27 protein-coding genes and 1 pseudogene are annotated in these 25,499 nt (G+C 61.6%); 23 read left to right on the top strand and 5 right to left on the bottom strand.

The window, feature by feature from the left end; all coding sequences use genetic code 11:
- Nucleotides 1-59: 59 nt before the first annotated feature.
- Nucleotides 60-4,157 carry a DNA-directed RNA polymerase subunit beta gene (gene rpoB, locus G5V57_RS29575; RefSeq protein ID WP_165172119.1) on the top strand — a complete coding sequence of 1,366 codons (4,098 nt, stop codon included), beginning with the start codon at nucleotides 60-62 and terminating at the stop codon, nucleotides 4,155-4,157.
- Nucleotides 4,158-4,262: 105 nt separating this feature from the next.
- Nucleotides 4,263-8,433: pseudogene (gene rpoC / locus G5V57_RS29570) on the top strand (DNA-directed RNA polymerase subunit beta').
- A gap of 77 nt (nucleotides 8,434-8,510) precedes the next feature.
- On the opposite strand, the gene G5V57_RS29565 reads toward rpoC, so the two are convergent.
- The 5 genes from G5V57_RS29565 to G5V57_RS29545 all read right to left on the bottom strand — a co-directional run bounded on the left by G5V57_RS29565 (nucleotide 8,511) and on the right by G5V57_RS29545 (nucleotide 13,012).
- A complete protein-coding gene (locus G5V57_RS29565; RefSeq protein WP_165172117.1) occupies nucleotides 8,511-9,236 on the bottom strand; it encodes an HAD family hydrolase in 726 nt (241 codons plus the stop codon).
- A 236-nt stretch (nucleotides 9,237-9,472) separates the two neighbouring features.
- Nucleotides 9,473-10,183, bottom strand: coding sequence for an AraC family transcriptional regulator (locus G5V57_RS29560; protein WP_165172115.1), 711 nt, complete (start codon nucleotides 10,181-10,183; stop codon nucleotides 9,473-9,475).
- 16 nt (nucleotides 10,184-10,199) lie between these two features.
- Nucleotides 10,200-10,943 (bottom strand): sulfite exporter TauE/SafE family protein, encoded by a 744-nt coding sequence (locus G5V57_RS29555; RefSeq protein ID WP_165172113.1) that lies wholly within the window; start codon nucleotides 10,941-10,943, stop codon nucleotides 10,200-10,202.
- A gap of 130 nt (nucleotides 10,944-11,073) precedes the next feature.
- A complete protein-coding gene (locus G5V57_RS29550; protein WP_165172111.1) occupies nucleotides 11,074-12,378 on the bottom strand; it encodes an aspartate aminotransferase family protein in 1,305 nt (434 codons plus the stop codon).
- Nucleotides 12,379-12,616: 238 nt separating this feature from the next.
- On the bottom strand, nucleotides 12,617-13,012 hold the full coding sequence (locus tag G5V57_RS29545; protein ID WP_165172101.1) for a VOC family protein: 396 nt from the start codon (nucleotides 13,010-13,012) through the stop codon (nucleotides 12,617-12,619).
- A gap of 553 nt (nucleotides 13,013-13,565) precedes the next feature.
- On the opposite strand from G5V57_RS29545, the gene rpsL reads away from it, so the two are divergent.
- The 21 genes from rpsL (at nucleotide 13,566) to rplF (ending at nucleotide 25,490) form a co-directional block, all read left to right on the top strand.
- Nucleotides 13,566-13,937 (top strand): 30S ribosomal protein S12, encoded by a 372-nt coding sequence (rpsL, locus tag G5V57_RS29540; RefSeq protein ID WP_165172099.1) that lies wholly within the window; start codon nucleotides 13,566-13,568, stop codon nucleotides 13,935-13,937.
- A 14-nt stretch (nucleotides 13,938-13,951) separates the two neighbouring features.
- Nucleotides 13,952-14,422 (top strand): 30S ribosomal protein S7, encoded by a 471-nt coding sequence (gene rpsG / locus G5V57_RS29535; protein WP_165172097.1) that lies wholly within the window; start codon nucleotides 13,952-13,954, stop codon nucleotides 14,420-14,422.
- An 18-nt stretch (nucleotides 14,423-14,440) separates the two neighbouring features.
- Nucleotides 14,441-16,513, top strand: a complete 2,073-nt coding sequence (gene fusA / locus G5V57_RS29530) for an elongation factor G (RefSeq protein ID WP_165172090.1) — start codon at nucleotides 14,441-14,443, stop codon at nucleotides 16,511-16,513.
- A 31-nt stretch (nucleotides 16,514-16,544) separates the two neighbouring features.
- Nucleotides 16,545-17,735, top strand: a complete 1,191-nt coding sequence (tuf, locus tag G5V57_RS29525; protein WP_165172089.1) for an elongation factor Tu — start codon at nucleotides 16,545-16,547, stop codon at nucleotides 17,733-17,735.
- Between the two features lie 6 nt (nucleotides 17,736-17,741).
- On the top strand, nucleotides 17,742-18,050 hold the full coding sequence (rpsJ, locus tag G5V57_RS29520; RefSeq protein WP_119392468.1) for a 30S ribosomal protein S10: 309 nt from the start codon (nucleotides 17,742-17,744) through the stop codon (nucleotides 18,048-18,050).
- A 22-nt stretch (nucleotides 18,051-18,072) separates the two neighbouring features.
- On the top strand, nucleotides 18,073-18,789 hold the full coding sequence (gene rplC, locus G5V57_RS29515; RefSeq protein WP_165172088.1) for a 50S ribosomal protein L3: 717 nt from the start codon (nucleotides 18,073-18,075) through the stop codon (nucleotides 18,787-18,789).
- An 11-nt stretch (nucleotides 18,790-18,800) separates the two neighbouring features.
- Complete coding sequence (gene rplD / locus G5V57_RS29510; RefSeq protein ID WP_165172087.1) at nucleotides 18,801-19,421, top strand: 50S ribosomal protein L4; 621 nt, start codon at nucleotides 18,801-18,803, stop codon at nucleotides 19,419-19,421.
- On the top strand, nucleotides 19,418-19,711 hold the full coding sequence (locus G5V57_RS29505) for a 50S ribosomal protein L23 (protein ID WP_165172086.1): 294 nt from the start codon (nucleotides 19,418-19,420) through the stop codon (nucleotides 19,709-19,711). Before rplD ends, G5V57_RS29505 begins: the two co-directional genes overlap by 4 nt.
- 20 nt (nucleotides 19,712-19,731) lie before the next feature.
- Nucleotides 19,732-20,556: a 50S ribosomal protein L2 gene (gene rplB, locus G5V57_RS29500; protein WP_165172085.1), complete on the top strand. Its 825-nt coding sequence runs from the start codon at nucleotides 19,732-19,734 to the stop codon at nucleotides 20,554-20,556.
- Between the two features lie 11 nt (nucleotides 20,557-20,567).
- The gene (rpsS, locus tag G5V57_RS29495) at nucleotides 20,568-20,864 is read left to right on the top strand and encodes a 30S ribosomal protein S19 (RefSeq protein WP_165172084.1); all 297 of its coding nucleotides are present in this window, start codon (nucleotides 20,568-20,570) and stop codon (nucleotides 20,862-20,864) included.
- Nucleotides 20,861-21,241: a 50S ribosomal protein L22 gene (gene rplV, locus G5V57_RS29490; protein ID WP_165172083.1), complete on the top strand. Its 381-nt coding sequence runs from the start codon at nucleotides 20,861-20,863 to the stop codon at nucleotides 21,239-21,241. Before rpsS ends, rplV begins: the two co-directional genes overlap by 4 nt.
- The gene (gene rpsC / locus G5V57_RS29485) at nucleotides 21,241-21,954 is read left to right on the top strand and encodes a 30S ribosomal protein S3 (protein WP_165172080.1); all 714 of its coding nucleotides are present in this window, start codon (nucleotides 21,241-21,243) and stop codon (nucleotides 21,952-21,954) included. Before rplV ends, rpsC begins: the two co-directional genes overlap by 1 nt.
- A 17-nt stretch (nucleotides 21,955-21,971) precedes the next feature.
- Nucleotides 21,972-22,385 carry a 50S ribosomal protein L16 gene (gene rplP, locus G5V57_RS29480; protein WP_165172078.1) on the top strand — a complete coding sequence of 138 codons (414 nt, stop codon included), beginning with the start codon at nucleotides 21,972-21,974 and terminating at the stop codon, nucleotides 22,383-22,385.
- Nucleotides 22,386-22,399: 14 nt separating this feature from the next.
- Nucleotides 22,400-22,600 carry a 50S ribosomal protein L29 gene (gene rpmC, locus G5V57_RS29475; protein ID WP_165172075.1) on the top strand — a complete coding sequence of 67 codons (201 nt, stop codon included), beginning with the start codon at nucleotides 22,400-22,402 and terminating at the stop codon, nucleotides 22,598-22,600.
- A 12-nt stretch (nucleotides 22,601-22,612) separates the two neighbouring features.
- Nucleotides 22,613-22,861 carry a 30S ribosomal protein S17 gene (gene rpsQ / locus G5V57_RS29470; RefSeq protein ID WP_165172073.1) on the top strand — a complete coding sequence of 83 codons (249 nt, stop codon included), beginning with the start codon at nucleotides 22,613-22,615 and terminating at the stop codon, nucleotides 22,859-22,861.
- Between the two features lie 63 nt (nucleotides 22,862-22,924).
- Nucleotides 22,925-23,293 (top strand): 50S ribosomal protein L14, encoded by a 369-nt coding sequence (gene rplN, locus G5V57_RS29465; RefSeq protein ID WP_137857869.1) that lies wholly within the window; start codon nucleotides 22,925-22,927, stop codon nucleotides 23,291-23,293.
- A 5-nt stretch (nucleotides 23,294-23,298) separates the two neighbouring features.
- Entirely contained in the window at nucleotides 23,299-23,616 is a 318-nt protein-coding gene (gene rplX / locus G5V57_RS29460) for a 50S ribosomal protein L24 (protein ID WP_165174322.1), read from the top strand.
- A complete protein-coding gene (gene rplE, locus G5V57_RS29455; protein ID WP_165172071.1) occupies nucleotides 23,609-24,184 on the top strand; it encodes a 50S ribosomal protein L5 in 576 nt (191 codons plus the stop codon). Before rplX ends, rplE begins: the two co-directional genes overlap by 8 nt.
- A gap of 27 nt (nucleotides 24,185-24,211) precedes the next feature.
- On the top strand, nucleotides 24,212-24,517 hold the full coding sequence (gene rpsN, locus G5V57_RS29450; RefSeq protein WP_165172069.1) for a 30S ribosomal protein S14: 306 nt from the start codon (nucleotides 24,212-24,214) through the stop codon (nucleotides 24,515-24,517).
- A gap of 30 nt (nucleotides 24,518-24,547) precedes the next feature.
- Entirely contained in the window at nucleotides 24,548-24,946 is a 399-nt protein-coding gene (rpsH, locus tag G5V57_RS29445) for a 30S ribosomal protein S8 (protein ID WP_165172056.1), read from the top strand.
- A 10-nt stretch (nucleotides 24,947-24,956) separates the two neighbouring features.
- Nucleotides 24,957-25,490 (top strand): 50S ribosomal protein L6, encoded by a 534-nt coding sequence (rplF, locus tag G5V57_RS29440; RefSeq protein WP_165172054.1) that lies wholly within the window; start codon nucleotides 24,957-24,959, stop codon nucleotides 25,488-25,490.
- The last annotated feature ends 9 nt before the right edge of the window (nucleotides 25,491-25,499 follow it).

The following is a 25,499-nucleotide window of genomic DNA, read 5'->3' as shown; positions in this document are numbered from 1 at the left end:
GAGGGTTTGAAGTAAGTTGTTGAATTGGCATGTAAAAGTTCACTTACGAAGGAAATAACATGGCTGAAGCGCAGACCGTCGCAAGTCGCAAAAGGGTTCGTAAGTTTTTCGGCAAGAATGCGGAAGTCGCGGAAATGCCGAATCTCATCGAAGTTCAGAAGGAAAGCTATGATCAGTTTCTGCAGGTCAGGGAACCTGCCGGTGGGCGGGCCAATGAGGGTCTGCAGGCCGTCTTCAAGTCGGTTTTCCCGATCAGCGACTTCACCGGTCAGGCCATGCTCGAATTCGTCCGCTACGAATTCGAACCGCCGAAATATGACGTCGACGAGTGCCAGCAGCGCGGCATGACCTTCGCGGCGCCGCTCAAGGTGACGCTGCGTCTGATCGTGTTCGAAGTCGATCAGGACACCGGCGCCAAGTCGGTCAAGGACATCAAGGAGCAGGACGTCTATATGGGCGACATGCCGTTCATGACGTCGAACGGCACCTTCGTCGTCAACGGCACCGAGCGCGTGATCGTTTCCCAGATGCACCGCTCGCCGGGCGTCTTCTTTGACCATGACAAGGGCAAGACCCATTCCTCCGGCAAGCTTCTCTTTGCCGCGCGCATCATTCCCTATCGCGGCTCCTGGCTCGATTTCGAGTTCGACGCCAAGGACATCATACATGTCCGCATCGACCGGCGCCGCAAGCTGCCGATCACCACGCTGCTTTACGCGCTGGGACTCGATAGCGAGCAGATTCTCAACTACTTCTACAAGACCGTTCCCTATACCCAGACCAACGAAGGTTGGCGGACCCCCTTCGACCCGCAGCGCTATCGCGGCCAGAAGCCGACGGTCGACTTGATCGACGCCAAGACCAAGCAGGTCGTGGTCGAAGCCGGCAAGAAGATCACGCCGCGCCTCGCCCGCAAGATCGCCGAGGACGGCGTGACCGAGCTCCTCGTGCGCAACGAGGACCTTTACGGCCTCTATCTCGCCAGCGAGCTGGTCGACGAAACAACCGGCGAGATCTTCGCCGAGGCGGGTGACGAGATTTCGGAGAAGCTCCTCAAGTCGCTGACCGAGGCCGGCTACTCCAAGCTCGACGTCCTCGACATCGACCACATCAATACCGGCGCCTATATCCGCAACACGCTCAAGGCCGACAAGGTCGAGAGCTACGAGCAGGCGCTCATCGAAATCTACCGCGTGATGCGCCCCGGCGAGCCGCCGACGCGTGAAACGGCGGAAGCTCTGTTCAACGGCCTGTTCTTCGACTCCGAGCGCTACGATCTTTCGGCGGTCGGCCGCGTGAAGATGAATATGCGCCTCGAGCTCGAAGCCGCCGACACGGTGCGCGTGCTGCGCAGGGAGGACATCCTCGCGGTCATCAAGACCCTGCACGAGCTGCGCGATGGCAAGGGCGACGTCGACGATATCGACCATCTCGGCAACCGCCGCGTGCGCTCGGTCGGCGAGCTCATGGAGAACCAGTATCGCCTCGGCCTCGTGCGCATGGAGCGTGCGATCAAGGAACGCATGTCGTCGGTCGATATCGACACCGTCATGCCGCATGACCTGATCAACGCCAAGCCCGCGGCCTCGGCGGTGCGTGAATTCTTCGGCTCATCGCAGCTGTCGCAGTTCATGGACCAGACCAACCCGCTCTCCGAGATCACCCACAAGCGCCGCCTGTCGGCGCTTGGTCCGGGCGGTCTGACGCGCGAGCGTGCCGGCTTCGAAGTGCGCGACGTGCATCCGACGCATTACGGTCGCATCTGCCCGATCGAGACGCCGGAAGGTCCGAATATCGGTCTCATCAACTCGCTTGCGACCTATGCGCGCGTCAACAAATACGGCTTCATCGAGACGCCGTACCGCAAAGTGATGAACGGCAAGGTGACCGACGAGGTCATCTATCTGTCGGCTATCGAGGAGGGCAAGCATCACATCGCCCAGGCGAACGTGCCGCTTACCAAGGAAGGCGCCTTCGAGGAGGAACTCGTCGTCGCCCGTAACCATGGCGACGTGCTGATCGTTCCGCGCGAGAAGATCGATTTTGTCGACGTTTCGCCGAAACAGCTTGTTTCGGTCGCCGCGGCGCTCATTCCGTTCCTCGAGAACGACGACGCCAACCGCGCGCTGATGGGCTCGAACATGCAGCGCCAGGCGGTGCCGCTCGTTCGAACCAACGCGCCGCTTGTCGGCACCGGCATGGAAGCCGTCGTGGCGCGCGACTCGGGTGCTGCGATTGCGGCACGCCGCACCGGCGTCGTAGACCAGGTCGATGCCAAGCGCATCGTGATCCGCGCCACGGAAGAGACCGATCCGACGAAGTCGGGCGTCGACATCTATACGCTGGCGAAGTTCCAGCGGTCGAACCAGAACACCTGCATCAACCAGCGTCCTCTGGTGCGCGTGGGTGACCAGGTGAAGCTCGGCGACATCGTCGCCGACGGCCCCTCGACCGATCTCGGCGATCTGGCTCTCGGCCAGAACGTGCTGGTCGCGTTCATGCCCTGGAACGGCTACAACTTCGAAGATTCGATCCTGCTTTCCGAGCGCATCGTGAAGGACGACGTGTTCACCTCCATCCACATCGAGGAATTCGACGTGATGGCGCGCGACACCAAGCTCGGCCCCGAGGAGATCACGCGCGACATCCCGAATGTCGGCGAGGAAGCGCTGAAGAATCTCGACGAAGCCGGCATCGTCTATATCGGTGCCGAGGTGAAGCCGGGCGACATCCTGGTCGGCAAGATCACGCCGAAGGGCGAGAGCCCGATGACGCCGGAAGAGAAGCTCCTGCGCGCCATCTTCGGCGAGAAGGCGTCCGACGTCCGCGACACTTCGCTGAAGCTGCCTCCGGGCGTTTCCGGCACGGTCGTCGAAGTGCGCGTCTTCAACCGCCACGGCGTCGACAAGGACGAGCGTGCGCTGGCCATCGAGCGCGAGGAGATCGAGCGTCTCGCCAAGGACCGCGACGACGAAATGGCGATCCTCGACCGCAACTCCTATGGCCGCGTGCACGACTTCCTGGTCAACAAGCCGGCCACCGGCGGGCCGAAGGGCCACAAGCTCGAAGGCAAGATCACGCCTAAGAACCTCGAGGACATCCCGCGCTCGCAGTGGTGGAACATCGCTCTCTCCAACGAGAAGTCGATCGCCGAGCTCGAGGCAATGAAGCAGCAATACGAGGAGTCGAAAAAGCGCCTTGAAAACCGCTTCCTCGACAAGGTCGAGAAGCTGCAGCGCGGCGACGAGCTGCCGCCGGGCGTGATGAAGATGGTAAAGGTCTTCGTCGCCGTGAAGCGCAAGATCCAGCCGGGCGACAAGATGGCCGGCCGGCACGGCAACAAGGGTGTGGTGTCGAAGATCGTTCCGATCGAGGACATGCCGTTCCTCGAGGACGGTACGCATGTCGATATCGTGCTCAATCCGCTGGGCGTGCCGAGCCGCATGAATGTCGGCCAGATCCTCGAGACCCATCTGGGCTGGGCCTGCGCCGGTCTCGGCAAGCAGATCGGCCAGATGCTCGAAGCCTATCGCGAGAACGGCAAGGCGAAGCCGGTGCGCGATCAGCTCAACGACATCTATGGCAAGAACGAGGAGATCGACGGGCTCGACGACAATCAGGTGATCGAGCTCGCCGGCAATCTGACCAAGGGCGTGCCGATTGCCACCCCGGTGTTCGACGGCGCCCGCGAGGAAGATATCGCGCATCTGCTGAAGGAAGCGGGTCTGTCGACCTCCGGCCAGGTCAGGCTGTTCGACGGACGCACCGGCGAGCAGTTCGATCGCCAGGTGACGGTGGGCTATATCTACATGCTCAAGCTGCATCATCTCGTCGACGACAAGATCCACGCCCGTTCCATCGGTCCCTACAGCCTGGTCACCCAGCAGCCTCTGGGCGGCAAGGCGCAGTTCGGCGGCCAGCGCTTCGGCGAAATGGAAGTGTGGGCGCTGGAAGCCTATGGCGCCGCCTACACCTTGCAGGAGATGCTCACCGTCAAGTCGGATGACGTGGCGGGTCGGACCAAGGTCTATGAGGCGATCGTGCGCGGCGATGATGCGTTCGAGGCGGGCATTCCGGAAAGCTTCAACGTGCTGGTCAAGGAAATGCGCTCGCTGAGCCTCAATGTGGAGCTGCAGAACTCGCAGCAGCAATCGTAATCAACGGGCAGGGCGGTCCGCCGCCCTGCCGGCACTTTCGTTTCGTCGCGTCCAGACAATCACCCTCTGCGGGGAGGCAAGCCCGCATAAAGGAGAACAGTGTCCATGAACCAAGAGGTCATGAACATCTTCAACCCGGCCCAGCCGCCGCAGACCTTCGATCAGATCCGCATCTCGATCGCGTCGCCTGAAAAGATCCTTTCGTGGTCCTTCGGCGAGATCAAGAAGCCGGAAACGATCAATTACCGCACCTTCAAGCCGGAGCGGGACGGCCTCTTCTGCGCCCGTATTTTCGGCCCGATCAAGGACTATGAGTGCTTGTGCGGCAAGTACAAGCGGATGAAGTACAAAGGCATCATCTGCGAGAAGTGCGGCGTCGAAGTCACGCTTTCGAAGGTCCGGCGCGAGCGCATGGGCCATATCGAGCTCGCCGCTCCCGTCGCCCATATCTGGTTCCTGAAGTCGCTGCCCTCGCGCATCGGCTTGCTCCTCGACATGATGCTGAAGGACATCGAGCGCGTCCTCTACTTCGAACAGTATATCGTGCTCGAGCCCGGCCTCACTCCGCTCAAGCCCTTTAGCCTCCTGACCGAGAGCGAGTATCTCAAGGCCCAGGAGGATTACGGCGAGGATTCGTTCACCGCTGGCATCGGCGCCGAAGCGGTGCGCGAGATGCTGATGGCGCTCAATCTCGAGAAGCTGCGCGAGGACCTGCGCGAGGAGCTCAAGGTCGCCACGGGCGATCTCAAGCCCAAGAAGCTCGCCAAGCGCCTCAAGATCGTCGAGTCCTTCATCGAGATCCGGCAACCGTCCGGAATGGATGATCCTCACCGTTGTTCCGGTCATTCCGCCGGAATTGCGCCCGCTCGTGCCGTTGGACGGCGGTCGCTTCGCGACATCCGATCTCAACGATCTCTATCGCCGCGTCATCAACCGCAACAACCGCCTGAAGCGTCTCATTGAGCTGCGCGCTCCCGACATCATCGTGCGCAACGAGAAGCGCATGCTGCAGGAAGCGGTCGATGCGCTGTTCGACAACGGCCGGCGTGGCCGCGTCATCACCGGCGCCAACAAGCGACCGTTGAAGTCGCTCGCCGACATGCTGAAAGGCAAGCAAGGCCGCTTCCGCCAGAATCTGCTCGGCAAGCGCGTCGACTATTCGGGCCGCTCGGTCATCGTGGTGGGGCCTGAACTCAAGCTGCATCAGTGCGGCCTGCCGAAGAAGATGGCGCTCGAATTGTTCAAGCCGTTCATCTATTCGCGCCTCGACGCCAAGGGCCTTTCGGCCACCGTCAAGCAGGCGAAGAAGCTGGTCGAGAAGGAAAAGCCGGAAGTCTGGGATATCCTCGACGAGGTCATCCGCGAGCATCCGGTGCTGCTCAACCGCGCTCCGACCTTGCACCGGCTCGGCATCCAGGCCTTCGAGCCGGTGCTGATCGAGGGCAAGGCTATTCAGCTCCACCCGCTCGTCTGCGCGGCGTTCAACGCCGACTTCGACGGCGACCAGATGGCCGTGCACGTACCGCTGTCGCTGGAAGCGCAGCTCGAAGCGCGCGTCCTCATGATGTCGACCAACAACATCCTGCATCCGGCCAACGGTCAGCCGATCATCGTGCCGTCGCAGGACATCGTTCTCGGCCTCTACTATCTGTCGCTGATGCGCCAGAACGAGCCGGGCGAGGGCAAGGCCTTCGGTTCGATGGCGGAGCTCGACCATGCGCTCGCGCAAGGCGCCATCACGCTGCACACCAAGGTCAAGGGGCGCGTCAAGGAGATGGACGCCAATGGCGCGCTCAAGACGCGTATCGTCGAGACGACGCCGGGCCGCATGAAGATCGGCGAGCTTCTGCCGCTGAACAAGGGCGTGTCCTACGACCTGTGCAACCGACTGATGACCAAGCGCGACATCTCCAAGATGATCGACGCCGTCTATCGGCATTGCGGCCAGAAAGAGACGGTCATCTTCTGCGACCGCGTCATGGGCCTCGGCTTCTTCAACGCCTACAAGGCGGGCATTTCCTTCGGCAAGGATGACATGGTCATCCCCAAGACGAAGGAGAAGTTCGTCAATGAGACCCGCGAGCTCGCCACCGAATACGAGCAGCAGTATATCGACGGTCTCATCACCCAGGGCGAGAAGTATAACAAGGTCGTCGACGCCTGGGCCAAGTGCACCGATCGCGTCGCCGACGAGATGATGAAGCAGATCTCGTCCGTGCAGATGGACAAGGAGACCGGCCGCGAAAAGCCGATCAATTCCATCTACATGATGAGCCATTCGGGTGCGCGCGGCTCGCCGGCGCAGATGAAGCAGCTCGCCGGCATGCGCGGCCTCATGGCCAAGCCGTCGGGCGAGATCATCGAAACCCCGATCATCTCGAACTTCAAGGAAGGACTCACCGTTCTCGAGTACTTCAACTCGACCCACGGCGCCCGCAAGGGTCTGGCCGACACGGCGCTCAAGACGGCGAACTCGGGTTATCTCACCCGTCGTCTCGTCGACGTGGCGCAGGACTGCATCATCACGACGGAAGATTGCGGCACCAAGTCGGCCATCACCGCGCGTCCGATCATCGACGCGGGCGAGGTCATCGCTTCGCTGGGTCTGCGCATCCTCGGCCGCACCACGGCCGAAGACATCAAGGATCCGGTCAGCGGCGACGTCATCGTCGAGGCGGGCAATGAGATCCTCGAGAGCCACGTGGAGATCATCGAGAAGGTCGGCATCCAGGAGGCCCGTATCCGTTCGGTGCTGACCTGCGAGACCAAGTTCGGTGTCTGCGGCAAGTGCTATGGGCGCGATCTCGCCCGCGGTACGCCCGTCAATATGGGCGAAGCGGTCGGCGTCATCGCGGCGCAGTCGATCGGTGAACCGGGCACCCAGCTCACCATGCGCACCTTCCATATCGGCGGCACGGCGCAGGTGCTCGATCAGTCCTTCGTGGAGTCGAACCACGAGGGCACGATCAAGTTCCGCAACAAGAACGTGGTCCGTGATTCCTCGGGCAAGCTCATCGTCATGGGCCGCAACGTCGCCATCGTCGTCGAGGACGGCAAGGGCAACGAGCGCGCTATCCATAAGCTGACCTACGGCACGCGCCTGTTCGTCGACGAAGGCGACCAGATCAAGCGCGGCACCAAGGTCGCCGAATGGGATCCCTATACGCGTCCGATCATGACCGAGGCCGACGGCACGGTCGAGTTCGAGGACGTCGTCGAGGGCGTTTCGGTGAACGAAATCGCCGACGAGGCGACCGGCATCACCAATCGCGTGATCATCGATTGGCGCAGCAATCAGCGCGGCTCGTCGCTGAAGCCCGCCATCGTTGTCAAGGGTGCCGACGGCCAGGTGGCGAAGCTCGCCCGTGGCGGCGAGGCTCGCTATCTGCTTTCGGTCGACGCCATTCTCTCGGTCGATCCGGGTGCCAAGATGAAGGCCGGCGACGTGCTGGCGCGTATTCCGCTCGAAAGCGCCAAGACCCGCGACATCACGGGTGGTCTGCCGCGCGTGGCCGAACTCTTCGAAGCGCGCAAGCCCAAGGACCATGCGATCATCGCCGAGATCTCGGGCCGCGTCGAATTCGGGCGCGACTACAAGAACAAGCGGCGTATCCGCATCGTCCCGCAGGACGATACGATCGAACCGGTCGAGTATCTCATTCCGAAAGGCAAGCACTTGCCCGTGCAGGAAGGCGACTTCATCGAAAAGGGCGAGTACATTCTCGACGGCAACCCGGCGCCGCATGACATCCTGGCGATCAAAGGCGTGGAGGAACTCGCTTCCTACCTCGTCAACGAAATCCAGGAAGTCTACCGGCTGCAGGGCGTGAGCATCAACGACAAGCACATCGAAGTGATCGTCCGCCAGATGCTGCAGAAGGTCGAGATCACCAATACCGGTGAATCGACGCTGCTGGTCGGCGAACAGATCGATCAAGTCGAACTTGACGACATCAACGACAAGCTGATCGCCGATGGCCGTCAGCCCGCTTCCGGGGTGCCGGTGCTGCTCGGCATCACCAAGGCGTCGTTGCAGACCCGCTCCTTCATCTCGGCGGCATCCTTCCAGGAGACGACAAGGGTGCTCACCGAAGCCTCGGTCGTCGGCAAGATCGACACGCTCGAAGGCCTCAAGGAGAACGTCATCGTCGGCAGGCTCATCCCGGCCGGCACGGGTGGCATGCTCTCGCGCTTCAAGACGGTCGCCGACCGGCGCGACACCCTCATCCTCGAGGAGCAGGCCAAGGGCGCCGAAGTTCTGCCCGCCGCCGAGTAAACGGCAGCGGACCAAAATTAAAAAAGGCCCGGTGGAGCGATCCGCCGGGCCTTTTGCTTGCGCGCATGAGAAAAAGCCTATGCGCCGATCTGCCGGCGATGCGCCTCGGCGAGCTCGGCCAGGCTCTTGAAATGGAAATCGACCTTGGGCGGGTTCTTGGGGAGCAACGTTGCGCCGCCGCCCGCTTGGCCGAAGCGCCGGTCGATCCAGGCGCGCGCGAGGCCGGCTTTCTCGGCCGGCACATGGTCGTGATGCAGGCTCTGCGCGGTGTGCAGGATGTCGGCCTTGCCGATGCCGAGCTCGGCGTCGAGATGCTTTAGCAGGAAGGCGAAGTTGCGGGCGTCGGGCTTGTAGGAGCCGATATCCTCGGCGGTGTAGACTGCATCGAACGCGACGGCGAGCTTGCGGTTGCTGGCGGCAAAGCTCACGCGGTCGGTGTTCGACAGGATAATGAGCTTGTAGTGACGCTTAAGATAGCTGAGCGCCTCGGCCGAGTCCGGGAAGGCGGGCCAGTCCGGCACGGAGGCGCCGAAACGCTCGTGCAGATCGGAATGGACCGCGGTGCTCCAGGCCCTGGCGAGGCGCGCATGGACGGTGGCGAGCAGGGTGGAGTAGCGCAGCGACGGGGTCTCGAGTTCCTGGTCGGTTTCGAGGCGGCCGAACAGGTTGAGCGCCTCCTCGCGGGCGATCGTCAGCTGTCCAGCCGAGATGAGCGGTTGCAGCGCATTCCAGATGCCGGTCTCCCAATCGATCAGCGTGCCATAGCAATCGAAGGTCAGGGCCTTGTAGTCCGTCAGTTTCATCTTTCGGTCCTCCGCAAATGCTGAAGAGGCTAGTGTGCTGGACGCAAAGTTCCTGATATCAGGCGGCTTGCACCGACAGGAACTTCGCGTTCAAAAGCACACTAGAATCATTAAGTTTTCTAGTGTCCTTCCGAATCCGAAGTTCGCTCGGAAGGTCCCGCTAGCTGTGGCGAACTTCGGATTCGGGACACTAGCTAAAGACATACGTGTTGTGATGAGCCGAAGCTCCGGCGGGCTTAGCCGTTCCTGCGCCCGGCGGCGCGGAATTCCGATGGCGTCACTCCGAAGCGCTGCTTGAACAGCCGGTTGAAGGACGAGACATTCTGATAGCCGAGATCATAGGCGATCTCGGAGATGGGATCCGGGGTGCCGGTCAGCCGGTCTACGGCGCGGTCGAGCAGTCGGCGCAGCCTGAATTGTTTCGGCGACTGCCCGGTCGTCGCGCGGAAGAGAGCGTGGAACTGGCTCTGACCGAGGCCGGTCCGGCGCGCCAGGCCGGCAACACTCTCGTCGCTGCGTGCGAGCGCCGCGAGGATGCGCTCGTCGACGCGCGGCGCCGCTGTAGGAACGGGCTTGACCAGCTGAAGTCCGGTCAAGGCCAGACGCGCCGCATCGGCGGCGCGGTGCTGGTCGGCGGCGATCTCGTCGCCGATGAGGTTGAACAATCGCCACAGGAATGGATCGACCTGCGTGACGATCGAGGCCGGCAGGTCGCCGGCGATCTCGCTGCGGTCCACATCGAGCACCATCAGGCGGCAGTCATGGCTGGGGACGAAATCATGCTCGTGGCCTTCCGGGATGACGGCGAGCCGGTGGTTCGACACAACATTGCGCTCGCCTTCGATGTCGATCCGCATTGCGCCCCGCATCGGGAACAGGATCTGGACGAAGTCGTGGGCGTGCCGGCCGCCGCCGCGATACTGCCGGATCTCGATCTGGGCGGACATAAGCGGGCTCTCCTCTTCACCAATAGGCGGCGATGCCCTGGAGGCCGGATAGAACGGCAAGAAACGCGAGCAGCGCCAGCACCCATTTGCGGAAGACCCGGGGGTCGGCGCCCTTGAAGCTCTTCGCCCCGAGCCAGATTCCGATGAACAGTGCAGGCAGGAAGATAAACGCCAGATAGAGGGAATTCCAGCCGATAAGCGATTCTTGGCTCATGAAAGCGAGGCCGATGAGATCGGTCATCAGGAAAAAGGCGATGAGCGAGGCGCGGCCCGCGATGTTGCCGGCGGGCGAGGCGAAGTAGAACAGGATCACCGGCGGCCCGCCAATGCCGAAGGCGCCGTTGAAGAGACCGGAGGCGACGCCGACGCCCGCCGAAGCTGTCATGCCGGGCATGCTCTTCAGCGTGAAGCCGCGCCACATGAAGCCGGTGATGATGAGAACGAAGACGGCGAGCGCGATCTGCATCGGTGGGGCGGGGACATTGGTGAGAAGCCAGACGCCGAGTGGCGTGCCCACCAGGCAGCCAACGATGAGGGGCGCCAGCGAGCGCCAATGAATGTCCTTCCAGATGCCGGGGAGCATATGCAGGCTCGCGGCGATCTCGAGCATGAAGACCGCCGGGATAAAGGTCTGGGGCGGCATCAGTAGCGAGAGCGAGGTGATGACCAGCAGCGAAAAGCCGAAGCCCGAATAGCCGCGAACGATGGCGGCCAGGAAGACGAAAAGCGAGCCGAGCGCGAGATCAGGAATAGTCAGCACCGGTCTTCCGTCCGATCACGCGCCGAATAGCCGAATAGAATTGTGCGATCACGTTTGTCATGTCAGGTCGGGCCAGTTCGAGGTGACCGTGATCCCACGTCGGGGCGGGCATGTATCCAGTTGATATCAATCAATAGCCTGCAAAGCAGCGGTCGAGCGCCTCCTCGACCCAGGCTACGTCGTCGAGCTTGATGCACATCGGCGGCACCATGCGCAAGATATTTCGGCTGGCGCCTGATTTGCTGACCACGATGCCGTTTTCGCGTGTCTTCTCGAAGATGTCCGCCGTTTCCTTCGTCGCCGGCGTCTTGCTGCGGCGGTCGCTGACGAGCTCCAAAGCCAGCATCAGGCCGTGGGCGCGCACTTCGCCGATGATCTCGTATTTCTGGTGCAGGCGGTCGAGGACCGCCTTGAGCGCCGCGCCAACGGTCTTGGAGTTCTCCTGAAGCTTCTCCTCGTCGATCACTTTGAGCACGGCGCGCCCGGCGGCGCAGGCCATCGGGCTTGCGCCATAGGTGTTGAAGAAGAACTTCTTGGCCAGCACCTCGGCGACGTCGCGGCGCGCCACCACGGCGCCGAGCGGAAAGCCATTGCCGATTCCCTTCGCCATCACGACGATCTCCGGCAGCACATCGTGGTGCTCGAAAGCCCAGAAATTGTCGCCGGTCCGGCCGAAGCCCGACTGCACCTCATCGACGATCAGGACCCCGCCGGCGTCGCGAATCTTTCCGGTCGCGGCCTTGAGGTATCCTTTGGGCAATTCGACGATGCCGCCATAGCCCTGGATCGGCTCGACGATGAAACCGGCGAGCTTGCCGGGCGTCGCGAACTGGATGGTGCGGTCGATCTCGGCCAGATACGCGTCGGTATCGCCCTCGAAGACCCCGCGATAAGGGTCCGGATTGGCGATGTGATGGATGCCGCCGAGCAGGGGGATGTTATGGCGGAAGCCGCTGATGCCGGTCAGCGACTGGGCGCCGATCGTGGCACCATGATAGGCGTTGCGCAGGGCCAGCATGTCGATATTGCCGCTGAAGCTCTGGGCCATGATGAGGGCGAGGTCGATCGCCTCGGTGCCGCTATTGGTGAAGTGGACCACCCAGTCCTGGCCCTTGGGCATGCGGGCGGCGAGTTCCTCGGCAAAGTGCGCCGGTACCGGGTGGTAGAACATGGTGGTGCAATGCTGGAGCTGACGGATCTGCTCTTCGACGGCGCGTGTCACCGTCGGGTGCGCGTGGCCCACCGAAATGCAGACATTCATGCCGAGGAGATCGAGATATTTCTTGCCGGTCTCGTCCCATAGATACTGGCGCTCGCCGCGCGAGAAGATCAGAGGAGTCTTGTACGGGACGAACGCTCTCTGGGAGGCAGCGTAATATTTGTCTCGCCGCCCGATAATGGCCTCGGTCGACCAGTCGGTATCGAATTCCGCCATGAGCCCCTCGCGCAATCTTGCTAGCGCGAGATGCGAAAAAGTGGGTACCGGTTTTTCGCGAGAATCCCGCGCTAAATATAAAGATCGATCACGTTTATGAGTTTGGATCGATTCGATCCAAACTCATCGTGATCTAGGCCAGTCTTTCAGATTTGGAACGCGATGCTAGAACCAATTCGGAATGAGAAACGGGGCCATATGGCCCCGCATCCAAAATTACCGTTACGTCATATAATCTTCAGTTCGCCATGGCGACATTGCGCTCGGGCTCGATGAGGCCGATCAGGGCACCGGCCGAGTCGGCCACCACCGCCAGCTTTCCGACACCCGGAATATGAGCGGAGGGACGCATCACCTCGCCACCTTCGCGCAGCGTATCCTGTTCGGCCTTGTCGATATCGGACACGGCCAGATACGTCATCCAGTGGGACGGGATGTCGGTATACTGCGGAGAGGTGAGTTCGAAGATGGCGCCGACGGCCTTGTTGTCCTTGCGGGCGATCCAGTAGGTCCCGCCATTGGGCAGGGAGGTCGAATCGAATTTCCACCCCAGGGTGCGGCCATAGAAAGCTAAAGCGGTTTCGGGTTCCCAGGTATTGAGTTCATGCCACCAGGCAGGCTGGGCCAGCATCATCGATATTCTCCCTCTCGAATCTCTGGATTTGCCGTCCATAGCCATCATGTCGGGGGGAAGGGGCGAGGTTATGGCGCGATTGCGGCAATGTCGCGCCCCGGCTGATTCCCATCCCGGGACGATCCTGGATAGAATCGGGGCCCCGATGGCGGGTCGGGCGGCGGCTGACGGTCATTTCCGGGGGAGACGAGCCCGGAATTCCGGTCTCTGAGGGGAAATGTCACCCCAATTCGGGTTTCAAGCCCCGCCGGTTCCGCAAGCTGCGGCATAATAGCGAAACTTTCTTGCGTTCCGGGGTTGACGGGGGTGGGGTGTCTCAGTATGTTCCGCTCGTTTTCAGGCGGCAGGCAGTAGGTGCTTCGCGCTCCTAAACGCTGGCGGAAAACACATTTTGAACATTCAAGGTCAAGACCACAAGGCCTGCCGGCTGTGGTCCTCTGGTTTTGAGGCGCTGTGCACCTTTGTGAGCCAGGTGCGCCAGCGTCTTTGTCATGTGCGATGTGAACCATCGCTCGGGCTCACAACAGTTTTGCGAAGGTAGAGACAAGGCCCTATGCCGACGATCAACCAGCTCATCCGCAAGCCGCGCTCCGCGCCGACATACCGGAGCAAGGTGCCAGCGATGCAGGCATGCCCGCAGAAGCGCGGCGTCTGCACGCGCGTCTACACCACCACGCCGAAGAAGCCGAACTCGGCCCTGCGGAAGGTGGCGCGTGTTCGTCTCACCAACGGTTTCGAAGTCACGAGTTATATTCCTGGCGAAGGCCACAACCTGCAGGAACACTCGGTGGTCATGATCCGCGGCGGCCGCGTGAAGGACCTCCCGGGCGTCCGCTATCATATCGTTCGCGGCGTGCTCGACACCCAGGGTGTCGTGAAGCGTCGGCAACGCCGTTCGAAGTACGGCGCCAAGCGTCCTAAGTAAGGGGAGGTCAGAGCATGTCGCGCCGTCACCGCGCTGATAAAAGAGAGATTAATCCGGATCCGAAGTTCGGCGATCTCATCGTGTCCAAGTTCATGAACAACCTCATGTACGAAGGTAAGAAGTCGGTCGCCGAGTCGATCGTCTATGGCGCCTTCGACAAGATTCACGGCAAGACCAAGCAGGATCCGCTCGGCGTCTTCCATCAGGCGCTCGACAATGTCAGCCCCGCGATCGAAGTCCGCTCGCGGCGCGTCGGCGGCGCCACCTACCAGGTGCCGGTCGAAGTCCGCACCGAGCGCCGTCAGGCCCTGGCGATCCGCTGGATCATCATCGCCGCCCGCGCCCGCAACGAGAACACCATGGTCGACCGCCTGTCGGGCGAGCTCATGGATGCCGCCAACAACCGCGGCACCGCCGTCAAGAAACGCGAAGACACCCATCGCATGGCTGAAGCGAACCGCGCCTTCTCGCATTATCGCTGGTAGCCCTGAGGAACTGAGATCATGCCCCGCACGCACGCCATCGAAGACTATCGCAATTTCGGCATCATGGCCCACATCGATGCCGGAAAGACGACGACGTCCGAGCGTATCCTTTACTACTCCGGCAAGAGCCACAAGATCGGCGAAGTCCATGACGGCGCCGCTACCATGGACTTCATGGAGCAGGAGCAGGAGCGCGGCATCACCATCACCTCGGCCGCCACGACCACCTACTGGAACGGCAAGCGTCTCAACATCATCGATACGCCCGGCCACGTGGACTTCACCATCGAAGTCGAGCGTTCGCTGCGCGTCCTCGACGGCGCCGTCTGCGTGCTCGATTCGAACCAGGGCGTCGAACCCCAGACCGAGACCGTGTGGCGCCAGGGCGACAAGTACAACGTGCCGCGCATCGTGTTCTGCAACAAGATGGACAAGACCGGTGCGTCCTTCGAGCAGTGCATCAAGGATATCAGGGAGCGTCTTGGCGCCAAGCCGGTTCCGATCCAACTGCCGGTTGGCTCGGAATCCAATTTCAAGGGCATCATCGATCTCGTCCGCATGAAGGCGGTGATCTGGGAGGAGGAATCCCTCGGCGCCAAGTTCAACGACGCGGAAATTCCGGACGACCTCAAGGACGCCGCTGAAGCCGCCCGTGCCGAGATGATCGAAGCCTGCGCCGAACTCGACGAGCAGGCGACCGAGGACTTCCTCAACGGCAAAGAGCTCTCCAACGAGACCATCAAGAAGCTGCTGCGCAAGGCGGTCGTCACCGGCGCTTTCTTCCCGGTGCTGTGCGGCTCCTCGTTCAAGAACAAGGGCGTTCAGCCGTTGCTCGACGCGGTTGTCGATTATCTGCCGTCGCCGCTCGACCGCCCGTCGATCAAGGGCATCGACGTCAAGACCGGCGAAGAGACCGTCCGCAAGTCCTCGGACTCGGAGCCGCTGTCACTCCTAGCTTTCAAGCTGATGGACGATCAGTACGGTATCTTGACCTTTTGCCGTCTCTATTCGGGCTCCCTGTCGAAGGGCACTTCGCTTCTCAATTCGACCCGCGAGAAGACCGAGCGCGTCGGCCGCATGGTTCTCATGCATGCCAATATGCGCGAGGAAATCTCGGAAGCCTATGCCGGCGACATCGTCGCTCTGGTCGGCCTCAAGGATACGCGCACCGGCGATACGCTGTGCGATCCCGCGAAGCCGGTGATCCTCGAAAAGATGGATTTCCCGGATCCTGTCATCGACATGTCGATCGAGCCCAAGACCAAGGCTGATCAGGAAAAGATGGCGATCGCGCTGTACAAGCTTGCGGCCGAAGATCCGTCCTTCCGCGTTTCGACCGATAGCGAGTCCGGGCAGACGATCATCAAGGGCATGGGTGAGCTTCATCTCGACATAAAGGTCGACATCCTGAAGCGTACCCACAAGGTCGAAGTGACTGTCGGCGCGCCGCAGGTTGCTTATCGCGAAACGATCACCCGCGCGGCGGAAGTTGATTATACCCATAAGAAGCAGACCGGCGGTACTGGTCAGTTCGCTCGCGTCATTCTCGAGATCGAGCCGAATGAAAAGGGCGCCGGCTACGAGTTCGAGTCCAAGGTCGTCGGCGGTTCGGTGCCGAAGGAATTCATCCCCGGCGTCGAAAAGGGTATCAATTCGGTCATGTCTTCGGGCGTGGTTGCCGGGTTCCCGGTGCTCGACGTGAAGGTCGCGCTCACCGACGGCGCCTACCACGAAGTCGACTCCTCGGCGATCGCCTTTGAAATCGCGGCGCGTACCGCGATGCGGGAAGGCCTGCAGAAAGCCGGATCGGTCCTGCTCGAGCCGATCATGAAAGTCGAAGTCACCACCCCTGAGGATTATCTCGGCGGCGTGATCGGTGATCTCAACTCCCGCCGCGGACAGATCATGGGCACCGGCAACCGCGGTAACGCGCAGATCGTCAACGCGATGGTCCCGCTCGCTAACATGTTCGGCTACGTGAACAGCCTGCGCTCGATGAGCCAGGGCCGCGCCAGCTACACGATGCAATTCGACCACTATGAGCAGGTGCCGACGGCAGTTGCTCAGGAAGTCCAGAAGAAATTCGCGTAATTAAGTTTAAGACCAAAGACGGAGTAGTCCGATGGGCAAAGAGAAATTCAACCGAGACAAGCCGCACTGCAATATTGGGACGATTGGCCATGTCGATCATGGCAAGACGTCTTTGACAGCGGCGATCACGAAGGTTTTGGCTGAGACCGGTGGGGCGACCTTCACTGCGTATGACCAGATCGACAAGGCGCCGGAAGAGAAGGCTCGCGGTATCACGATCTCGACGGCTCACGTCGAATATCAGACGAAGAACCGGCACTATGCCCATGTCGACTGCCCGGGCCACGCCGACTATGTGAAGAACATGATCACCGGTGCCGCCCAGATGGACGGTGCGATTCTGGTCGTGTCGGCCGCCGACGGCCCGATGCCGCAGACGCGCGAGCATATTCTGCTGGCCCGTCAGGTCGGCGTTCCGGCGCTGGTCGTGTTCATGAACAAAGTGGACATGGTCGACGATCCGGAGCTTCTGGAACTGGTCGAGATGGAGATCCGCGATCTGCTCAATTCGTATCAGTTCCCGGGCGATGAGATTCCGATCGTCAAGGGTTCGGCTCTGATGGCGCTCGAAGGCAAGAGCCCGGAGCTTGGCCATGATGCGGTCCTGAAGCTGATGGAAGCTGTCGACAGCTACATTCCGCAGCCGGAGCGTCCGAAGGACCAGCCGTTCCTGATGCCGATCGAAGACGTGTTCTCGATCTCGGGCCGCGGCACGGTTGTGACCGGTCGTATCGAGCGCGGCATCGTGAAGGTCGGCGAGGAAGTCGAGATCATCGGTCTGCGTCCGACGACAAAGACGACGGTTACGGGCGTCGAGATGTTCCGCAAGCTGCTCGATCAGGGCGAGGCTGGCGACAACGTGGGTGCGCTGCTGCGCGGTATCGACCGCACGGGTGTGGAGCGTGGCCAGGTTCTGGCGAAGCCGGGCTCGATCACGCCGCACAAGAAGTTCAAGGCCGAGGCTTACATTCTGACGAAGGAGGAGGGTGGCCGTCATACGCCGTTCTTCACCAATTATCGTCCGCAGTTCTACTTCCGCACGACTGACGTGACCGGCGTCGTGACATTGCCCGAGGGCACCGAGATGGTGATGCCTGGCGACAATGTGACGGTGGATGTGGAGCTGATCACGCCGATCGCCATGGAAGAGAAGCTGCGCTTCGCCATCCGTGAAGGCGGTCGTACCGTCGGCGCCGGCGTCGTCGCCAAAATCGTAGAGTAAGAGAAGATGCAAGCGAACAACATCCGCATCCGTCTCAAGGCGTTCGACCATCGTATCCTCGATACGTCGACGCGCGAGATCGTGAACACGGCGAAACGTACGGGCGCGCAAGTGCGCGGGCCCGTGCCCCTGCCGACCCGCATCGAGCGTTTCACCGTGAACCGCTCGCCGCATGTCGACAAAAAGAGCCGTGAGCAGTTCGAAATGCGGACGCACCGGCGTCTTCTGGATATCGTGGATTGGAATCCGCAGACGGTCGATGCGCTGATGAAGCTCGACCTGGCGGCGGGTGTTGATGTCGAGATCAAGCTCTAATTGAGCTATTAGGAGTAAAGCGATGCGTTCTGGCCTCATCGCACAGAAATTGGGCATGACCCGGATTTACACGGACGAAGGTGCGCAAGTGCCGGTCACCGTGCTGAAGGTGGACAATTGCCAAGTGGTCGCCCACAAGACCGCCGATAAGCATGGCTATACAGCCCTGCAACTCGGCGTGGGCACGCCCAAGATCAAGCGCCTCTCGGCGGCTCAACGCGGTCATTTCGCCGCGCAGAAAGTCGAACCGAAGCGCAAAGTGCAGGAATTCCGTGTCAGCCCCGACAACGTGATCGCGGTCGGAGCTGAGATCACTGTCGACCACTTCGTCCCCGGCCAGCTGGTCGATGTGACAGGCACGTCGATGGGCAAGGGCTTCGCCGGCGGCATGAAGCGCTGGAACTTTGCCGGTCTGCGCGCCTCGCACGGCGTGTCGATCAGCCACCGCTCGATCGGTTCCACGGGCAACCGCCAGGATCCGGGCAAGGTCTTCAAGAACAAGAAGATGCCTGGCCATCTCGGCGCCGAACGGGTTACGACGCAGAACATCGAGGTCGTCAAGACCGACAAGGATCGTGGCCTGATCATGGTTCGCGGCTCCGTGCCCGGCGTCAAGGGCGGCTGGGTCTCGGTGCGCGACGCGATCAAGCGCAAGCTCCCGCAGCAGGCGCCCCGGCCGGGCGCGTTCAAGGCTCCGGTCCAACAAGCTCCCGCGGCTGAATCCGCGGTCAAGGAATAAGGATGCCAGTCATGAAAGCCGACATCCAAACCATCGAGGCCGAGAAGGCCGGATCGGTCGATCTCGCGGACCACATTTTCGGTCTCGAACCGCGCGCCGATATCCTGCATCGAGTCGTTCTGTGGCAGCTCAACAAGCGCCAGGCCGGCACGCATCACAGCAAGACCCGCGGCGAGATCAACCGCACTGGCAAGAAATTCGGCAACCAGAAGGGTTCCGGTGGCGCCCGTCACGGTTCGCGTCGTTCCGGCATCTTCGTCGGCGGCGGCAAGGCCTTCGGGCCGCGCTCGCGCAGCCATGAGACCGATCTGCCGAAGAAAGTCAGGGCGCTTGGCCTTCGCCACGCGCTTTCGGCCAAGGTGAAGTCGTCCGAGCTCATCATCCTGGACAAGGCGGAAATCGGGGAAGCCAAGACGAAGGCGCTCAAGTCGGCCTTCGTCAAGCTCGGCCTTGACAATGCGCTGATCATCGACGGCGCCGAATTGAACAAGGGCTTTGCCGCGGCGGCGCGCAACATCCCGCATATCGACGTCCTGCCGATCCAGGGCATCAATGTGTATGACGTTCTTCGCCACAAGAAACTCGTGCTGACCAAGGCGGCCGTCGAAGCGCTGGAGGCGCGGTTCAAATGAGCAAGGAACACTACTTCGACATCATCCGGGGGCCGGCGATCACCGAAAAGGGCACGCTGGTTTCCGAGAGGAACCAGGTCGTTTTCAACGTCGCCTCGACCGCAACCAAGCCGCAGATCAAGGCCGCCGTCGAGGGCCTTTTCGGCGTGAAGGTCAAGGCCGTTAACACGCTGGTGCGCAAGGGCAAGCTCAAGAATTTCAAGGGCAAGGCGGCGCGCCTCAGCGACGTGAAGAAAGCCTTCGTGACACTGGCCGAAGGCCAGAAGCTCGATGTGACGACCGGTCTGTAAGGTTCAAGGATTGCTGAAAGATGGCACTCAAAACATATAACCCGACCAGCGCCGGCCAGCGCCATATGGTGATGGTCGATCGCAGCCACCTGTGGAAGGGCAAGCCGGTCAAGATGCTGACCGAAGGCTTGACCAAGAGCGGTGGACGCGGCAATTCCGGCCGCATCACGTCGCGCCGCAAGGGCGGCGGCCATAAGCAGGCCTATCGCTTGGTTGACTTCCAGCGCGGCAAGATCGATGTCGCGGCGACGGTCGAGCGCCTCGAATATGATCCAAACCGCACCGCCTATATCGCGCTGATCAAGTACACCGATGGCGAGTTGGCCTATATCCTGGCGCCGCAGCGCCTGGCGGTCGGCGACACAGTGATCTCCGGCGCCACGGCTGACGTGAAGCCGGGCAATGCGATGCCGCTGTCGGCGATGCCGGTCGGCACGATCATCCACAATATCGAGACGAAGCCCGGCAAGGGTGGCCAGCTCGCGCGTGCGGCCGGCACCTATGCGATGCTCGCCGGCCGCGATCAGGGCTATGCGCTGCTCAAGCTGAAGTCGGGCGAGACCCGCATGGTGCGTGCCGAGTGCATGGCCACCGTCGGCGCCGTTTCCAATCCCGACCACGTCAACGAGATCGTCGGCAAGGCCGGCCGTGCTCGTTGGAAGGGTGAGCGTCCGGTATCGCGCGGCATCGCCCGCAACCCGGTCGACCATCCGAACGGTGGCCGCACCAATGGCGGTAAGCACTGGGCGACCCCCTGGGGCAAGCCGACCAAGGGCAAGAAGACCCGTAACAACAAGGCGACGCAGAAGCTCATCCTGCGCAGCCGTCATGCCAAGAAAGCTTAAGAGGTAGTCCGGTGTCACGCTCGCTATGGAAAGGCCCGTTCGTCGACGGGTATCTCTTGAAGAAGGCGGATGCGGCGCGTTCGAGCAGCCGCAACACTCCGGTCAAGACCTGGAGTCGCCGTTCGACCATTCTGCCGCAGTTCGTGGGCCTGACGTTCCAGGTCCATAACGGCCACAAGTTCGTGCCGGTTCTGGTGTCGGAAGACATGGTCGGGCACAAGCTCGGCGAGTTCGCGCCGACGCGCAGTTTCCACGGCCACAGCGTCTCCGACAAGAAGGCGGCGCCAGCTAAGGATGCGAGGAAATGAGCAAGAAAGCCAAAAAGCGGTCTCTCGCCGATAACGAGGCGCGCTGCGTGACCTGCTCGATCCGGGTATCGCCGCGCAAGCTCAACGACGTCGCTGCTTCTATCCGCGGCATGAAGGTCGACAAGGCTCTCGCCGAGCTCACCTTCTCGCGCCGCCGTATCGCCGGTACCATCAAGAAGACGCTCGAATCGGCGATCGCCAATGCCGAGAACAACCATGACCTCGACATCAATCAGCTGATCGTCGCCGAGGCCCATGTCGGCAAGAACCTGGTGATGAAGCGCTGGACGCCGCGTGCGCGCGGCCGCGTCGGTCACATTCATAAATTCTTCAGCCAGCTGACGATTGTCGTGCGTGAAGTGAAGGAGGCCGCCTGATGGGGCAGAAAGTTAATCCGATCGGTTTCCGACTCGGAATCAACCGCACCTGGGATTCGCGCTGGTTCGCCAACCGCCGCGAGTACGGCAAGCTTCTTCATGAGGACATGAAGATCCGCAGCTACCTGAAGGAACAGCTCAAGCAGGCTGGCGTCTCCAAGGTGCTGATCGAGCGTCCGCACAAGAAGTGCCGCGTCACCATCTTCTCGGCGCGTCCGGGCGTGGTGATCGGCAAGAAGGGCGCCGACATCGAAAAGCTGCGCAAGAAGGTCGCTGAAATGACCGGTTCGGAAGTTCACCTCAACATCGTTGAAGTGCGCAAGCCCGAAACCGATGCGACGCTGGTGGCCGAGAACATCGCCCAGCAGCTGGAGCGCCGCGTGGCGTTCCGCCGGGCCATGAAGCGCGCCGTGCAGTCGGCGCAGCGCATGGGGGCCGAAGGCATCAAGATCACCTGCGCCGGCCGACTGGGCGGCGCCGAGATCGCGCGCACCGAGTGGTATCGTGAGGGCCGCGTGCCGCTGCACACGCTGCGCGCCGACGTCGATTACGGCACCGCGACCGCCATCACCGCCTATGGCACCAATGGCGTCAAGGTGTGGATATTCAAGGGTGAGATCCTCGAGCACGATCCGATGGCGCAGGACAAGCGCAATGCGGAAAGCCAAGAGGGTCAGCGCCCGCGCCGCGAGCGCGAAGCGACTGCGGCCTGAAGTTAAGGTAACGAACCATGCTGCAACCGAAACGTACAAAATTCCGCAAGGCCCACAAGGGCCGCATTCATGGCAAGGCGACGAGCTGCGCTAATCTGGACTTTGGCGCCTTCGGCCTGAAGGCCCAGGAGCCGGAACGGCTGACCGCCCGCCAGATCGAAGCGGCCCGCCGGGCTCTGACCCGCGGCATGAAACGCGCCGGCCGCGTGTGGATCCGCGTCTTCCCGGACGTGCCGGTGTCGAAGAAGCCTGCCGAAGTGCGCATGGGTTCCGGCAAGGGCTCGACGGAATACTGGGCCTGCCGGGTCAAGCCGGGCCGGGTCCTGTTCGAGGTCGACGGCGTGAGCCGTCAGATCGCTGAGGAAGCGCTCGCCCTGGCGGCGGCGAAACTTCCGATCAAGACGCGCTTCGTAGCGCGGCTTGGCGAGTGATGGAGTAGGGCGCCATGAAGGCTAGTGATGTGAAAGCAATGACCCCGGATCAGCTCAAGGACGAGCTGCTCAAGCTGAAGAAAGAGCAGTTCAACCTGCGCTTCCAGAAGGCGACGGGCCAGATCGAGAACACGGCTCGCGTCCGCAAGATCCGCCGCGATATCGCGCGGATCAAGACGTCGCAGCAGCAGCGCGCCCTGAGCGCGGCGAAGTAACGGAGAGATGTGATGCCGAAACGCGTCCTTGAAGGCGTTGTGGTGAGCGACAAGAACGACAAGACCATCGTGGTCAAGGTCGAGCGGCGTCTGACCCATCCGGTTCTGAAGAAGACCGTGCGCCTGAGCAAAAACTACCATGCGCATGACGAGAACAACACCGCCAAGGTCGGTGACGTCGTGTGGATCGAAGAGACCAGGCCGATATCGAAGCAGAAGCGTTGGCTTTTGCTTGAGAAGGTCGGCGGGGCCAAGGGCTGAGTTTGGATCGATAGGGAAATTTAGGCTTGGGGTCCGCCCCGGCCGGAGAAGACAGGTGAAGCCATGATCCAGCAAGAAACGAATCTCGATGTCGCCGACAATTCCGGCGCCAAGCGCGTCCAGTGCATCAAGGTGCTGGGCGGTTCGAAGCGGAAATACGCCTATGTCGGCGACGTGATTGTCGTCTCCGTCAAGGATGCCATTCCGCGCGGCCGCGTGAAGAAGGGCAACGTCATGAAGGCGATCGTCGTGCGGACCGCCAAGGACATCCGTCGCGCCGACGGCTCGGTCATTCGTTTTGACCGCAATGCCGCGGTGTTGATCAATGCTCAGGGCGAGCCGGTTGGCACCCGCATCTTCGGACCGGTGCCGCGCGAGCTGCGCGCCAAGAACCAGATGAAGATCATTTCGTTGGCGCCGGAGGTGCTGTGATGGCGTTGAAGCTGAAGATACGCAAGGGCGACAAAGTCGTCGTCCGAACCGGCCGCGACAAGGGCAAGGTCGGCGAAGTGCTGCGCGTCTTCCCTGAAGACAACCGCGCGCTTGTCCAGGGCGTCAATGTGGTGCGCAAGCACCAGAAGCAGACCCCCGGCCAGGAGGGCGGCATCGTCTCCAAGGAGATGCCGATTCACATTTCGAACATCGCGCTGCGCGATCCCAAGGACGGCAAGCCGACCCGCGTCGGCTACAAGGTCCTCAAGGATGGCAAGAAAGTGCGGTTCGCCAAGACTTCCGGAGAAGTGATCGATGGCTGACAAATACACGCCGCGGCTACGCAAGCAATATGACGAAGAGATCGTCAAGAAGCTGACCGAGCAGTTCGGCTACACGAACCCGATGGAAGTGCCGAAACTCGACAAGATCGTGCTCAATATGGGCATCGGCGAAGCGACGGCCGATTCCAAGCTGGTGCAGGTCGCCGTCGGCGAGCTCGAGAAGATCGCCGGTCAGAAGGTCGTCATCACCAAGGCCCGCAAGGCCATCGCGACCTTCAAGATCCGCGAGAACCTGGCCATCGGCGGCAAGGTTACGCTGCGCAAGACGCGCATGTACGAATTCCTCGACCGGCTCATCACCATTGCGCTGCCGCGCGTACGTGACTTCCGCGGCCTGTCGTCCACCAGCTTCGACGGCCATGGCAACTATGCCATGGGCATCAAAGAGCACCTCATTTTCCCGGAGATCGACTACGACAAGATCGATCGCGTCTGGGGTCTCGATGTGATCGTCTGCACCACGGCCAAGTCCGACGACGAAGCCCGTGCGCTGCTCGAAGCGTTTAATTTCCCGTTCCGCAAGTCTGCCCGTAGGCAGGCGGCGTAATGGTCACGATGAACTGAGGTAGCCCAAATGGCGAAGAAGAGCTCGGTTGAGAAGAACGAAAAGCGGCGCAAGATGGCGAAGAAGTTCGCCGCCCGGCGCGCGCGTCTCAAGGCGATCACCAAGAACCAGACGCTTTCGATGGAAGAGCGTTTCGCAGCGCAGCTTAAACTTGCGGTGCTGCCGCGCAATTCCTCGCCCAACCGCATTCGCAACCGGTGCGAGTTGACCGGGCGTCCGCGCGCCTATTATCGCAAGCTTAAGATGTCGCGCATGGCGCTGCGCGAGTTCGGCAACAAGGGCCAGATCCCCGGCCTAGTCAAGTCGAGCTGGTAATAGACGCGGACGGAAAAGGAGAACAGGCAAATGAGCTTTACCGATCCGATCGGCGACATGCTGGCACGCATCCGCAATGCGCAGGAGCGCGGCAAGTCGAAGGTGACGACGCCGGCGTCGAAGCTGCGCGAGCGCGTGCTCAACGTGCTGCAGCAGGAAGGTTTCATCCGCGGCTTCGCCACCGTTCAACACGATGGCGGCCAGGCTGAGATCGAAATCGAACTCAAGTATTTCGACGGCGCGCCCGTGATCCACGAGATCCAGCGTGTGTCGAAGCCGTCGCGCCGGGTCTATGCCTCGGTCGACAGCATTCCCACCGTCTACAATGGACTTGGGATCTCCATTCTTTCGACGCCGAAAGGTGTCATGTCGGATGCAGAAGCGCGTGCCCAGAATGTGGGTGGCGAAGTGATCTGCACCGTATTCTGAGGACTGAACGATGTCGCGCATTGGCAAGAAACCTGTTCCGGTTCCGACGGGCGTCACCGTCAATCTCTCGGGCCAGAACGTCTCGGTCAAAGGACCGAAGGGCGAGCTCAAATTCGTGCTGGTCGAGCATGTGCTGGCCAAGCTCGAAGACGGCAAGGTCGCGGTCGATCCGCGCGACGAGTCGAAGCTGGCGCGCTCGTGCTGGGGCATGTCGCGCACCATGATCTCCAATATGATCAAGGGTGTGACGCAGGGCTACAGCCGTTCGCTCGAAATCAACGGCGTCGGCTATCGCGCCGCCATCCAGGGCAAGGTACTGCAGCTCAATCTGGGCTTTAGTCACGATGTCAACTATGCGATCCCGGAGGGCATCGAGATCAAGACGCCGAAGCCGACCGAGATCGTGATCAGCGGCATCGACAAGCAGCGCGTCGGTCAGGTCGCAGCCGAGATTCGCGATTTCCGCGGTCCCGAGCCCTATAAGGGCAAGGGTATCAAATATTCAGACGAACGCATCTTCCGCAAGGAAGGCAAGAAGAAGTAACGGGTGTCA

Origin of the sequence: Nordella sp. HKS 07 (genome assembly GCF_011046735.1) — a bacterium.
Taxonomy (GTDB): domain Bacteria; phylum Pseudomonadota; class Alphaproteobacteria; order Rhizobiales; family Aestuariivirgaceae; genus Taklimakanibacter.
Note: the sequence above shows the minus strand (reverse complement) of the source record. Positions and strands in the feature narration are given on the sequence as shown.

What these genes read in the sequence shown, in the direction of transcription:
- rpoB (WP_165172119.1), top strand. Translation starts at nt 60, where the DNA reads ATGGCTGAAGCGCAGACCGTCGCAAGTCGCAAAAGGGTTCGTAAGTTT.
- G5V57_RS29565 (WP_165172117.1), bottom strand. Translation starts at nt 9,236, where the DNA reads ATGAAACTGACGGACTACAAGGCCCTGACCTTCGATTGCTATGGCACG.
- G5V57_RS29560 (WP_165172115.1), bottom strand. Translation starts at nt 10,183, where the DNA reads ATGTCCGCCCAGATCGAGATCCGGCAGTATCGCGGCGGCGGCCGGCAC.
- G5V57_RS29550 (WP_165172111.1), bottom strand. Translation starts at nt 12,378, where the DNA reads ATGGCGGAATTCGATACCGACTGGTCGACCGAGGCCATTATCGGGCGG.
- G5V57_RS29545 (WP_165172101.1), bottom strand. Translation starts at nt 13,012, where the DNA reads ATGATGCTGGCCCAGCCTGCCTGGTGGCATGAACTCAATACCTGGGAA.
- rpsL (WP_165172099.1), top strand. Translation starts at nt 13,566, where the DNA reads ATGCCGACGATCAACCAGCTCATCCGCAAGCCGCGCTCCGCGCCGACA.
- rpsG (WP_165172097.1), top strand. Translation starts at nt 13,952, where the DNA reads ATGTCGCGCCGTCACCGCGCTGATAAAAGAGAGATTAATCCGGATCCG.
- fusA (WP_165172090.1), top strand. Translation starts at nt 14,441, where the DNA reads ATGCCCCGCACGCACGCCATCGAAGACTATCGCAATTTCGGCATCATG.
- tuf (WP_165172089.1), top strand. Translation starts at nt 16,545, where the DNA reads ATGGGCAAAGAGAAATTCAACCGAGACAAGCCGCACTGCAATATTGGG.
- rpsJ (WP_119392468.1), top strand. Translation starts at nt 17,742, where the DNA reads ATGCAAGCGAACAACATCCGCATCCGTCTCAAGGCGTTCGACCATCGT.
- rplC (WP_165172088.1), top strand. Translation starts at nt 18,073, where the DNA reads ATGCGTTCTGGCCTCATCGCACAGAAATTGGGCATGACCCGGATTTAC.
- rplD (WP_165172087.1), top strand. Translation starts at nt 18,801, where the DNA reads ATGAAAGCCGACATCCAAACCATCGAGGCCGAGAAGGCCGGATCGGTC.
- G5V57_RS29505 (WP_165172086.1), top strand. Translation starts at nt 19,418, where the DNA reads ATGAGCAAGGAACACTACTTCGACATCATCCGGGGGCCGGCGATCACC.
- rplB (WP_165172085.1), top strand. Translation starts at nt 19,732, where the DNA reads ATGGCACTCAAAACATATAACCCGACCAGCGCCGGCCAGCGCCATATG.
- rplV (WP_165172083.1), top strand. Translation starts at nt 20,861, where the DNA reads ATGAGCAAGAAAGCCAAAAAGCGGTCTCTCGCCGATAACGAGGCGCGC.
- rpsC (WP_165172080.1), top strand. Translation starts at nt 21,241, where the DNA reads ATGGGGCAGAAAGTTAATCCGATCGGTTTCCGACTCGGAATCAACCGC.
- rplP (WP_165172078.1), top strand. Translation starts at nt 21,972, where the DNA reads ATGCTGCAACCGAAACGTACAAAATTCCGCAAGGCCCACAAGGGCCGC.
- rpmC (WP_165172075.1), top strand. Translation starts at nt 22,400, where the DNA reads ATGAAGGCTAGTGATGTGAAAGCAATGACCCCGGATCAGCTCAAGGAC.
- rpsQ (WP_165172073.1), top strand. Translation starts at nt 22,613, where the DNA reads ATGCCGAAACGCGTCCTTGAAGGCGTTGTGGTGAGCGACAAGAACGAC.
- rplN (WP_137857869.1), top strand. Translation starts at nt 22,925, where the DNA reads ATGATCCAGCAAGAAACGAATCTCGATGTCGCCGACAATTCCGGCGCC.
- rplE (WP_165172071.1), top strand. Translation starts at nt 23,609, where the DNA reads ATGGCTGACAAATACACGCCGCGGCTACGCAAGCAATATGACGAAGAG.
- rpsN (WP_165172069.1), top strand. Translation starts at nt 24,212, where the DNA reads ATGGCGAAGAAGAGCTCGGTTGAGAAGAACGAAAAGCGGCGCAAGATG.
- rpsH (WP_165172056.1), top strand. Translation starts at nt 24,548, where the DNA reads ATGAGCTTTACCGATCCGATCGGCGACATGCTGGCACGCATCCGCAAT.
- rplF (WP_165172054.1), top strand. Translation starts at nt 24,957, where the DNA reads ATGTCGCGCATTGGCAAGAAACCTGTTCCGGTTCCGACGGGCGTCACC.